The sequence below is a fragment of the Rhodococcus ruber genome (assembly GCF_027270735.1).
Lineage (GTDB): Bacteria > Actinomycetota > Actinomycetes > Mycobacteriales > Mycobacteriaceae > Rhodococcoides > Rhodococcoides rubrum_A.
This window is the reverse complement of the sequence record NZ_JAPWIJ010000002.1, coordinates 145,930-157,368: the sequence shown is the minus strand read 5'-3', so window position 1 is coordinate 157,368 and position 11,439 is coordinate 145,930. Positions and strand designations below refer to the sequence as shown.

The window sequence follows — 11,439 nt, the reverse complement described above, 5'->3', positions numbered from 1 at the left end:
AATGAAGGGTCAGGCGGAGATCAGAGCGCGGACGCGCTCGGGATCGAGTGCATCGACGGTGTCGGTGGCCGAGCCGAACTCGGTGCCTACGGTGTTCTCGTTCGGGAATGCGACGCACGTGATGCCTGCGGCCGCTGCCGCCGCCGCGCCGCCGGCGTTGTCCTCGATGGCCACACTGTCGGATGCGGTCTCGCCCAACGTCTTCAGGGCGAACTCGTACGACGCGGGATCGGGCTTTCCTGCGTCCACCGAGGAAGCGTCGACGATGACGTCGAACGAGTCGGCGGTCAACTCCGGGCTCAGGGCCGCCAGCAATGCGTCGATGTTGTCGCGGGACGTGGTGGTCACGAAGCCGACCTTCACGCCGTTCGCCTTGGCGGAGTCGATCGTATCGGCAACGCCGGGACGCGTTTTCACGTCGGATTCACCGATCAACCGTTGGAAGATCTCCGATTTGGTGGCGTGCACCGCAGCGGCGTCGACCTCGGTGCCTGTATCGGATGCGTACTCGCTGATCCGATCGGCACCACCGTTCGACCCGAGCATGGAGCGGTAGTCCTCCCGAGACCAGTTCCAGTTCAGATCGTGGGCTGCGAAGGCCTCGTTGAACGAGCGACGTTGCAGTTCGGACGTGTCGACGAGCGTGCTGATCGAGCCGAACAGAATTGCGGACATGGGTGCCTTTCGGAGCGAGAGACGTTGTACCAGTCAATGTCTCGCGCATGCGCGATGGGTGAGTTGGTTCGGGGGGTATGCCCCATCGGCACCGAACGGGAAACCTTCGAATTTTCTACGGTGTGGTGGGCGGTCCGTTCCGATGGACGGGTGCGGCCAGCACGGTAGCCGTGGACCGTCCGCGCAGCGTCACGGACTCACCTGTTGTCCAGTGCTTCCTCTCACCTGCGGTTGCGTGATCGAGCACGATCGACGACGTGAGCACATCGGTGTTCGGGTCGTCCTTGGCGAGATCGGTGAGCCGGGCCGCTTGATTGACGGTGTCGCCGATGACCGTGTACTCGAAGCGAGATTCGGCTCCGATATTGCCCGCGATGACCGGCCCGTAGGTCACGCCGATGCCGATCTCGAAGCCGCCGTCGGAAGCGAGGGCGACGGCCAGGGTGCGGGCGGTGCGTAGCGCCGCCGTGGCGGGATCGGGGTGATCGACCGGAGCGCCGAAGATCAGCAATGCGGCGTCGCCCTCGAACTTGTTGACGAAGCCGCCGTGCCGTTCGCCGTGCTCGACCACCACTGCGAAGAACCGATTGAGAAGATCGACCACCGCCTCCGCGGACTCTCGCTCGGCCATCGCCGTCGAACCCACCAGGTCGATGAACAGCACGGCGACCGTCCTGTTCTCGCCGCCGAGGCGTGGAGCACTCGCCAGTGCACGCTGCGCCACGTCGTGGCCCACGTGTCTGCCGAACAGAGAACGCAGTCGCTCGCGCTCGTCGAGGCCGACCACCATCTTGTTGAACCCGTTCTGCAATCGGCCGATCTCGGACGCGTCGTAGACGTCGACGCGGGTGTCCGTCGCCCCGGCTTCGACGCGTTGCATGGCGGAGCTGACCTGCTGTAGCGGGTCCGATACGGAGCGTCCGACCAGAAACATACCGCCGAATCCGACGACCAGGGCGATCGCGGACAGCGACACCATCGCGGGAGACAGGTCGACCTCGGGCGGGATGACCGTGTCGATCAGTCTGCCGAGACCGATGAGACCGAGACCCAGGATGGGGATGGCTGTGCTCAGTACCCAGATGAGGACGACACGCAGCTTCACGCCGAGCGCGACGTTGTCGGTGACCTCGCTGACGTCCATCACTGCGGCGGTGATCGGCCGGAGCGTGCGTTCGGCGACCAGATAGCCCAACGAGCATGTCGCCAAGCCGCCGAAGCTGACGGCGATGGCGACGATGATCGACAACGCTGCGCCGGCCGACGCATTGACCGCCACGAACACGGCGACGCCCAGGGCCCACAACAGAACATGGACGCCGAGCTGCCGCAGGGGCAGTCGCACGACGGCGATCGCGGTGTCGTCCGACGGGGTGCCGCCGCTGTGCAGCCACAGTACGAGCGGTTGTGCCACGCGAAGCCCGAGGGCGATCCCGATGCCGATCGCGACAGGTAGGTACACGAAGAATGCCAGGTAGTTCCGGTCGGACAGGATCTCCTCGGAGCCGACCGGCAACGGCAGGATGAAGCGGGCCAACACGAATACGATCACCGCCCCGATGGCGTTGGCCGACACCATTCCCGCCGCGTAGAGGCGCATCGGGGTGCGGGCGAGGGCGGACCGTAGAGCCGCGATCACTGGTGCTTCTTCGTTCTCTGCACGCTCGAACTCTAGGTGTCCGGCGAAAAGAATCTGGGCGATTCTGCGTGAGTGACTATCTGTGTCGCCAAGTACCTGGTAATCTCCGTAACAGCTAACCACTCCTGTTCGACGATGAAAGGAACGACGGCGATGACCAGCACACTCTCCAGGAACGACGTTCTCGAGCCCGAGGATGTTTCGGCGCGTTTGCTCGACTCTGCCGCCCAGCTTTCGTACGACCCGGCCGAGGAGGTCGACTGGGAAGCCGATCTCGATCCCTCCCTCTACGGCCTCAATCCGGAGTGGAGCACCCTCTACGGCACGAAGTTGTGGGACGAGATGAGCGAGGAGCAGCGCATCACGCTCACTCGCCACGAGGTCTGCTCGATCATGAGCACCGGCATCTGGTTCGAGATGATCCTGCAGCAGATGGTTCTTCGTGATCAGTACTGCAAGGACTCCTCTAACTCGGACTTCCAGTTCGCCCTCACCGAGATCGCCGACGAATGCCGTCACTCGATCATGTTCGCCCGCGCCTGCCAGAAGATGGGCATCAAGGCGTACCTGCCGCGTCGATCGAGCATCGAGCTCGGCCGTGGCTTCAAGGCTCTCGCATCGGCCGAGGTGGCCTACGGCGGCATTCTCGTCGCCGAAGAAGTTCTCGACGTCATGCAGCGCGACTGGATGCGCGGCGAGAACGTGTTGCCGCTCGTGCGTACCACCAGCAAGATCCACGTCGTCGAGGAATCGCGGCACATGACGTTCGCACGTGCGCAGATGCGTGAAGACATCGAAGGCAAGAGTCCGGCTCGCCGCAAGGCCAGCGCGCTCGTCGTCGCGATCGCCGCTCGCCTGATCGTGTCCAACATGGTCAACAAAGAGGTGTACGCCGCCGCAGGCCTCGACGTCGACCGTGCGATGAAGGAAGCGAAGAACAACGCCCACCACCACACGATGATGCGCACCTCGAGCGAGCATCTGATGGCATTTCTTCTCGATTGCGGATTGATCACCAAGCCGGCCGAGATGATCTACCGTCGTCTGCACATGCTCTGACCACTCTTTTCGAGGCCGTGAAGGACATCAGATAACCCATGCCGTTCGCGATCACGCAGAACTGTTGCAACGACGCATCCTGCCTGTCGGTGTGCCCGGTCAACTGCATTCACCCGACGCCCGACGAGCCGGATTTCGGGAAGACCGAGCTGCTCTACATCGATCCGCGCTCGTGCATCGATTGCGGAGCGTGCGCAGACGCGTGCCCGGTGGACGCGATCACACGAGTGTCCCGCTTGACGCCGGATCAACAGATCTACGCCGATATCAATGCCGACTACTACCGCGACAAGCCTGCCGTAGCGGAGTGGGGTGAGCCGAGATTCCCGGTGTCGGCGGTCAACGAACTGCCGCCGGTCAGCATCGCCATCGTCGGAACCGGACCGGCCGCCTGCTACACGGCGCAAGCCCTGTTGCGGGTGCCGGGTACCAAGATCACGTTCTACGAACGATTGCGTACCGCGGGTGGTCTCGCGCGCTATGGCGTCGCACCCGATCACCTCGGCACCCGACGCATCAGCGAGCACTTCCGGGGGATCTTCGCGCATCCTCGGGTGACGATGAAGCTCGGCGTCGAGGTCGGTAAGGACGTCGATCACGTGGAGTTGGCTCGAAAATTCGACTCCGTCGTCTACGCCGTCGGTGCCGACAAGGACCGAGCGCTCGACATTCCCGGCATCGATCTCGACAATTCGGTCAGCGCGCGCACCCTGGTGGGCTGGTACACCGGGCATCCCGACGTTCCCGCGGATGCCATCACCCTCGCCGGCGTCGATCGTGTGACCATCATCGGCAACGGCAACGTCGCGCTGGATGCGGCTCGCATTCTCACGGCCGATCCCGACTCTCTCGACGGTACCGAGATCGCCCCGCATGCCCTGGCCGAACTGCGTCGACACCGTGTCACCGAGGTCGTTGTTCTCGCGCGTCGTGGCCCCGAGTTCGCGGCCTTCACGCGTTCGGAATGCAAGGCGTTGGTCGATCGCCCGGACGTCGACGTCGTGGTGGCGGGACCGGACGGAATCGTCGACGCCATCGACCGATTGCCGCTGTCTGCCTCGGCGTCTGCTCTGGCCGGGGCCGCGCGCGTCGATCTCGGTTCCCGTGCCCGAGGTCGTCGCATCGTCTTCGCGTTCGGGCGGGCACCATCCGCTCTGCAGGGGCAGGGCTCGGTGGAGTCCATCGAGGTGGGGGTGGGTGAACACGCGGTCACTCTGTCGACGGAGCTGGTTCTGCTCGCCATCGGTTATCGCGGAACTCCGTCACCGGGCGTCCCGTTCGACGACATCACCGGCACCATTCGCAACGACGGCGGGCGGATCACCGCTGCCGACGGCACTCCGGTTCCGGGCAGCTACGTGGTCGGATGGGCCAAGCGGGGTGCCACGGGCGGCATCGGCGACAACAAGATCGACGCAGAGGAGACGGCCGAGGCCTTGCTCGCCGACGTCCCCACACGGGGTTCGGCGCGTCCGATCGGCTGGTACGGCAAAGTGAGCGCCGCTCTCGGCGATCGGGTCTCGCGGGCTCGCTGACCGGCGGTAACTCCACGTTCTGTTCACTTTGTGTAGCAGTCTGATTCGAGTCTGCGCGATTCGTACGCACGGCGAGCTTCACGGAGTTACCGTTGAGTATGGCTGAACGGGGGGCCAAGCCCCAGGTTTCTTTTGTAAGACGGACGATGCTGCGCGCAGTCCGATCGTTGTTCAATCCGCTCCGGCCTGACGACTATCTGTCGATGATCAATCCGCTGTGGACCACTCGCGAACTTCGGGGGAAGGTCGAGCGGGTGGTTCCCGAGGGGTCGGAAGCCGTCTCGGTGTACATCCGTCCAGGTTTCGAGTGGCAGGGCCACACACCCGGGCAGTACGTCCGACTCGGAGTGCTGATCGACGGTCGATATCACTGGCGGGCGTATTCGCTGACGTCCGATCCCGACCCTGTCGACGGTCTCGTCAGCGTCAGCCCCAAGCTGGTGCCGTCGGGCACGGTCTCGCCGTATCTGGTGGGCACCATCAGAACCGGCGACATCGTCCGGCTCAGCGAGGTCGAGGGTGAGTTCACTCTGCCGAGTCCGGTTCCGGACAAGATGGTCTTCATCAGTGCAGGCAGTGGCATCACTCCGATCATCAGCATGTTGCGCGCCCTGGATCATCACGATCAGGTTCGCGACGTGGTCGTGGTGCACTCGGTGCACAACCGTGAACAGTTGATGTTCGCGGACACGCTCGAGGAACTGGAAGCCAAGCACGACGGGCTGACGGTGAAGCTACGTATCACCAGCGACGAAGGTCGAATGAAGGCGTCGGAACTGGACGAACTGGTCCCGGATTGGCGTGAACGAGAGTCGTTCTGCTCCGGTCCTGGTGAACATCTGGACGATCTGCGCTCGTACTGGAAGGACCAGGGAGAGTCGGATCGATTCCACTACGAGAGTTTCCAGCCCGTCATCGGCGGCGGAGACGATGCAGGTGAAGGCGGTACCGTCCGCTTCATCAACAGCAAGAAGGACGTCGAATGCGACGGCGGCACAACAATTCTCGCCGCCGGTGAGGAAGCCGGCCTGGAGCTGACGTACGGCTGCCGAATCGGCATCTGCCACACCTGTGTAGGTACCCTGAAGAAGGGGCGTTTACGTGACCTACGTAACGGGGATATCTCCGAACCTACGGGGCAAGCGGTTCGGATCTGTGTCAACACTGCTGAGGGCGACATCGAAATCGAACTCTGATCTTCCATTCGAACAGGGGAATGTATGTCTATCGACGAAACCACCAGGCGCGTCACGGATACCGATGAGCCGGTGAACCCGCTGGCGCACCTGAGCGACGAGACCATCGCCGAACTCGCCAAAGAATTCGACGCCATCCACGACGAGGTGTACGCCAGCCTCGGTGAGAAGGACCGCAAGTACATCACCTCGGTGATCGCTGCGCAGCGTCAGCTGCTGGTCGCCGGCCGCGTGCTGTTGCTCGGTTCCACCAGCAAGCCCGCATGGCTGGCCGGTACTGCATGCCTCGGGATCGCGAAGATCCTCGAGAACATGGAGATCGGCCACAACGTCATGCACGGCCAGTGGGACTGGATGAACGACCCGGAAATCCACTCGTCCGTGTGGGACTGGGACACCGCGTCCACCGCCAACTCGTGGAAGCACTCGCACAACTACGTGCACCACACGTACACGAACATTCGCGGCAAGGACAAGGATCTCGGGTACGAGATCATGCGTATCGACCCACGTCAGAAGTGGAGTCCCGTCTACCTGGCCCAGCCGTTCTACAACGTTTTGCTGATGGCCTTCTTCGAGTGGGGCGTCGCCCTGCACGATCTGGACATCGAGGCAATTCGTCGGGGTGAGAAGCCCGTCAGAGAACTCGTCGAGGACCTCAAGGGCATCGGCGTCAAGGCACGCAAGCAGTTCGTCAAGGATTACGTGGGCTGGCCGCTGATCAGCGCGGGTGCGTTCGCCCTGGCTCAGCTCGCCTCGGGTGGTCGAGTTCCCGAGAGCAAGAGGTCTCGCCTGGCGTCCAAGCTGCGGGGATCCGCGCGTTTCGGCAAGAACCGCCGTACGGCCGCCCTGTTGGACAGTCGCCTCAGCGGTGTCGAGAGCACGTTCCTGTCGACAGTGGCAGCGAACTTCACCGCCAACATCATTCGTAATGTCTGGTCGAATGCCATCATCTTCTGCGGTCACTTCCCGGATCAGGCCTACACCTTCAGCCAGGAAGAGGTGGAGAACGAGACTCGCGGTGGCTGGTACGTCCGTCAGCTCGTCGGTGCCGCCAACATCGACGGCGGACCACTGTTCCACCTGATGAGTGGCAACCTGAGCTACCAGGTGGAACACCACCTGTACCCGGACATGCCCAGCACCCGGTACTCGGACGTCGCGCCGAAGATCAAGGACATCTGCGAGCGTTACGAGTTGCCATACAACACCGGACCGTTCTTCCAACAATGGGGCATGGTCCAGCGGACCATCGCGCGATTGGCCTTCCCGGGTGGCAAGGTTCGGCCGAAGCCGGGCCCCTACCGTCCCGAGGAGAGCTGGCGTCGTAAGTTCGCCGAGGGTGCCACCAAGGACAGCGAGGCCGCCAAGACTCGCGGTCGCGTTCCGGCAGAGCATCCTGCAGCAGGACCGGAGCACAACTCCGGCGGCGTCGATGTTCAGCCGCCGCCCCGTGGCGACGACTGAGTTCAGTCCCCGCACAGCTGACAAGAACCGCGGCCACCCGACTTTCGGGTGGCCGCGGTTCTGCGTTGTGCGCGGTCGGGTTGTCGGCCCTCAGGCCATGTCGACGTCCTTGGTTTCGATCAATCGCTTGGTGCAGACCAGACTCAGCACCGACAGCAGGGCCAGCATGACGCCGATCGAGATGCTGCCGAACGCGGCCGTGAGTGGTGCGGCCAGCATCGGCGGAATTGCGCCACCGAGAACTCCCGCGAGGTTGTAGCCCAAACCTGCTCCGGTGTAACGGAATCGGGTCTGGAACAGCTCAGGCAGCAATGCTCCGGTCGGTCCGTACGCAACTCCGAAGATCGCGAGCGTGACGCACATGCCGATCACGAATGCTGCCGGTGATCCTGTGTCGAGAACGGGGAACAGTGCGATCGACCAGGGTATCGCAATGATGCACGCTCCCATGATCACTCGGCGTCGGCCGACACGATCGGAGTAGGTCGCCGAGACCGCGATCGCGACTCCGAAGATCACCGCCGCTCCGATTCCGGTGATCAACACGAACGGGCGGTCGAATCCGAGGGTCTTGGTGCCGTAACTCGTCAGGTACGCGGTGCCCATGTAGAAGAACGCGAACAGGGACGCCAATGCTCCTGCGGCGGTAATGATTTCGCGCTTCTGGATGCGCCATGCGTCGAAGATGGGCAGCTTGGTGGGCGCGGCGGTCGCCGGGGCCTGCTCTTCGGCGAGCTTGTTGGCGCGAAAGACCGGGGTCTCCTCGATGGCCAACCGCATGTACAGGCCGATAAGCACCAGAACTGCGCTGAGCAGGAACGGGATTCGCCAGCCGTAGTTCAGGAACGTCTCGTTGGTGTCGCCGAGCAGCAAGCCGGTAGCGAGGAAGGTAGCGCTCGAGAAGATGAAGGCGGCGGACGGTCCCAACTGGGGGAACATCGCATAGAAGCCACGTTTTCCCGGCGGGGCGTACTCGGCCGTGAGCAGTGTCGCGCCGGCCCATTCTCCGCCCACTGCGAAGCCTTGTCCGAACCTGAGCAGCACCAGAATGATCGGAGCAGCCACGCCGATGGTTTCGGCACCGGGCAGCAAGCCGATGGCGAACGTGGATACTCCCATCAGCAGCAGCGTCGAGATCAACGTCTTCTTACGACCGATGCGGTCGCCGAAGTGCCCGAACAGCACCGCACCGACGGGCCTGGCGATGAACGCGACGGCGAAGGTGGCGAACGAGGCCACGGTGCCTGCTGTCGATCCGAGCGCCGGGAAGAAGATGGTCGGGAAGACCAAGGCGGCAGCGGTTCCGTAGATGAAGAAGTCGTAGAACTCGATCGTCGTACCGATACCACTGGCGACGGCGACCCGCCGAACACTGGTCTTGGTCTGCACCGGCGGCCGCGTCGATGCGGACACACCCGGGTCGTCGGGTGAGACAGTGGTCATGGTTCCTCCGTTTTGTCGGGTATCGGGCGAATGTGCGATACCGAATGCGACGAACGGTAGTGATCCGGGTCACCCGTCGAATACCCCCAGATGGGGGGGGGGGGGAACGGCAACCGCCTCCCTCCGAGCTACCGCCAGTGGGCAGTCTCGACAGCGGCACGGTAGGTGCTGTCGAGGAAGGCGAGCAGAAGCGCGTCGGGGTCCTCGGCAGTGCGTACGGCCTCGTAGGGGAGGACGTACTCGCCGAGATCGCGATCGAAGTACGCGGGAGCGGTGACGGCCGGATGGCTGTCGTAGCCGTCCGGATTCGGGTAGGCGTAAGCGTAGAACGCGCCCTCCGCGGCCCCGCCCGGCCAGAAGCCGGCACTCGAGACCTCGTCGCTGTACGCCTCGTGCATCACCCAGTCCGGGCAGTTCGGAACACCACCGGGATGCTGGGGGGCCGACCTACCCGAGAAGCGCGTGACGGCGAGATCGAAAGCGCCCCAGAAGAAATGGACAGGGCTGGACTTCCCGCGAAAGTCGGCGCGAAACTCGGAGAACACTCGATGTGCGCTGACGAGGGCGCGCCAGAACCTCTCCATCGCGTCCGCGTCGTAGGAGGCGTGTTCGACGTCCTCCGCGAACGGGGTGGCGTGTGGAAGTTCGACAGGCCGTCCCACGATCGTCGAGTCGACTCCGAGTTGCGTGAGCAGGTCGGTGTATTCGGCGAAGAAGTCTGCGACGGTGCGGGGTTCGAGCTTCATGGTCCGGCTCTGGCCATCGGTGGTGGCCAGTACCAGTCGGTGGGCGAGGAAGTCGAAACGAATTTCGAGACCGCGGTCGCCGAGTGGTATCAGCGACGTCGTCAGTCCGGACGCATCGACGTACAGCGCTACTCCCCACCAATGGTTGAGTGCCGGTGACAGTGCCATTCGGGTCTTGCCGACGATCTGGGTCCAGAGATGCACCGTGTCGCGAGTGTCTGCCCAGCTCTCGATCGGGAGTGCCGGCCACGCGTCGTAGGAAGTTGTCATGTGTCGATGATGCACACATACCCCGGTGGATGACCATAGCCGTGTTACCTCAGGCGCACCTCAGGGTTCGCCGGTACGGTCTGATGCCAGGGGCGAGACGCGTGTGGCAGCGGTCAGGGAAGAAGAGGTGATCAGCGTGTCCACAGACCACAACCGGGATGTGTTCGACAGTGCTCGGGTGGCCGCGGCCTATGTGGAGTACGCCGGCCCCACAGACGGATTTCTCGACCGTGGCGAAGCGGCGGCGCTGGTCGCTGCGGCCTCGATTGCTCGCGGAACGCCGGTGTTGGACGTCGGCGTCGGCAGTGGCCGAACCACAGCCCTGCTGCGGCTCATGAGCGATCAGTACGTGGCGATCGACTACGCGCCCAACATGATCGACGCGTTCCGACGGAATTTCCCGGACCTGCAAGCGCACGTGGCCGATGCGCGCAGTCTGACGGCTTTCGCCGACGGCGAGTTCGGCCTGATCGTGTTCAGCAACAACGGGATAGACACCGTCACCCACGAGGAGCGCGGCCGGGTACTCGCCGAATTCTTTCGACTTCTTGCGGGTTCCGGGGTGTTGGTGTTCTCCACCCTCAACCGCAACGGACCGTCGTTCGGGGAGAAGCCGTTTCAGCTGAGCAGGCCAACGCAGCGGTTCAGATTCTCGCCGAAACGGGCCGTGACGGCAATCGGGCGGAGACTGCTCGATCCTACCGGTGTTGTTCGCAGCGTGCGTAATTGGTGGTCGGCCAGATCTCGCATCGACGATCGGGGATCATGGGCCATCGCTCCGCTCGCTGCACACGATTTTGCGCCGTTCATGCATTTCACCACGGTGTCGGATGTGCGGTCGCTGGTGATGGGTGCCGGGTTCACGATCGTGGAGATCTTCGCCGACGACGGTTCGATCGTGGCAGCCGAGGTCGAGACGAGCGCGGCCGACAACTTCACGATCGTCGCGCGCAGGTAAGCCGTCAGTTCAGCCGCTCGAGCGCCTCGGTCATCTTCTCCACGGTGTCCGGCGCGACCTTCGCCTCGAAACCCGCCTTCAGGAACGGACCGGCAACCTTTGCGGCACCGTTGAACTCGACCTGCGCGTGGTAGTCGATCCGCGTCGATCGGTCGCCTTCCGCCGTCAGCGTGATGTCGTCGACGCTGGTGGCTGTCTTGTTCTCGCCTTCGAGAACGATGTGATTCGGCTCGTCCGTGACCAAGGTGTAGGTCAACTCCGTGGTGATACCGAACAGCTTCGAGACGTTGTGCCACTGTGTTCCGACGGCGACCGGCCCGTCCGTAATCTGCGTGCAGCTCTGGGTTCCGGGATCCCACGACGGCGCATTGGAGAAGTCGCGAAGAAATGCGGCCGCCTTCTCCAGCGGAACAGCGGCGGTGAATGTGCGGGTGACGTCGACCATGGGGTT

The 11,439-nt window shown here is 63.6% G+C and carries 10 protein-coding genes; 5 read left to right on the top strand and 5 right to left on the bottom strand.

Annotated elements, in window-relative coordinates; all coding sequences use genetic code 11:
* Positions 1–9: 9 nt before the first annotated feature.
* Positions 10–675, bottom strand: coding sequence for an HAD-IA family hydrolase (locus O4220_RS04430; RefSeq protein WP_269602410.1), 666 nt, complete (start codon positions 673–675; stop codon positions 10–12).
* A 115-nt stretch (positions 676–790) separates the two neighbouring features.
* Positions 791–2,314, bottom strand: coding sequence for an adenylate/guanylate cyclase domain-containing protein (locus tag O4220_RS04425; RefSeq protein WP_269602408.1), 1,524 nt, complete (start codon positions 2,312–2,314; stop codon positions 791–793).
* A 153-nt stretch (positions 2,315–2,467) separates the two neighbouring features.
* On the opposite strand from O4220_RS04425, the gene O4220_RS04420 reads away from it, so the two are divergent.
* The 4 genes from O4220_RS04420 to O4220_RS04405 all read left to right on the top strand — a co-directional run bounded on the left by O4220_RS04420 (position 2,468) and on the right by O4220_RS04405 (position 7,571).
* Positions 2,468–3,373 (top strand): AurF N-oxygenase family protein, encoded by a 906-nt coding sequence (locus O4220_RS04420; protein WP_269602406.1) that lies wholly within the window; start codon positions 2,468–2,470, stop codon positions 3,371–3,373.
* A gap of 38 nt (positions 3,374–3,411) precedes the next feature.
* On the top strand, positions 3,412–4,908 hold the full coding sequence (locus O4220_RS04415) for an FAD-dependent oxidoreductase (RefSeq protein ID WP_269602405.1): 1,497 nt from the start codon (positions 3,412–3,414) through the stop codon (positions 4,906–4,908).
* Positions 4,909–5,006: 98 nt separating this feature from the next.
* Complete coding sequence (locus tag O4220_RS04410; RefSeq protein ID WP_269602402.1) at positions 5,007–6,104, top strand: ferredoxin reductase; 1,098 nt, start codon at positions 5,007–5,009, stop codon at positions 6,102–6,104.
* 24 nt (positions 6,105–6,128) lie between these two features.
* Complete coding sequence (locus O4220_RS04405; RefSeq protein WP_269602400.1) at positions 6,129–7,571, top strand: fatty acid desaturase family protein; 1,443 nt, start codon at positions 6,129–6,131, stop codon at positions 7,569–7,571.
* Between the two features lie 90 nt (positions 7,572–7,661).
* Here O4220_RS04405 and O4220_RS04400 read toward each other — a convergent pair whose 3' ends face one another.
* Both O4220_RS04400 and O4220_RS04395 read right to left on the bottom strand, forming a co-directional pair.
* Positions 7,662–9,014 carry an MFS transporter gene (locus O4220_RS04400; protein WP_269602399.1) on the bottom strand — a complete coding sequence of 451 codons (1,353 nt, stop codon included), beginning with the start codon at positions 9,012–9,014 and terminating at the stop codon, positions 7,662–7,664.
* A 128-nt stretch (positions 9,015–9,142) separates the two neighbouring features.
* The gene (locus O4220_RS04395; protein WP_269602398.1) at positions 9,143–10,030 is read right to left on the bottom strand and encodes a DUF5996 family protein; all 888 of its coding nucleotides are present in this window, start codon (positions 10,028–10,030) and stop codon (positions 9,143–9,145) included.
* Between the two features lie 136 nt (positions 10,031–10,166).
* On the opposite strand from O4220_RS04395, the gene O4220_RS04390 reads away from it, so the two are divergent.
* Entirely contained in the window at positions 10,167–10,988 is an 822-nt protein-coding gene (locus tag O4220_RS04390) for a class I SAM-dependent methyltransferase (RefSeq protein ID WP_269602397.1), read from the top strand.
* A gap of 4 nt (positions 10,989–10,992) precedes the next feature.
* Here O4220_RS04390 and O4220_RS04385 read toward each other — a convergent pair whose 3' ends face one another.
* The gene (locus tag O4220_RS04385) at positions 10,993–11,433 is read right to left on the bottom strand and encodes an SRPBCC family protein (protein ID WP_269602396.1); all 441 of its coding nucleotides are present in this window, start codon (positions 11,431–11,433) and stop codon (positions 10,993–10,995) included.
* Positions 11,434–11,439 lie beyond the last annotated feature (6 nt).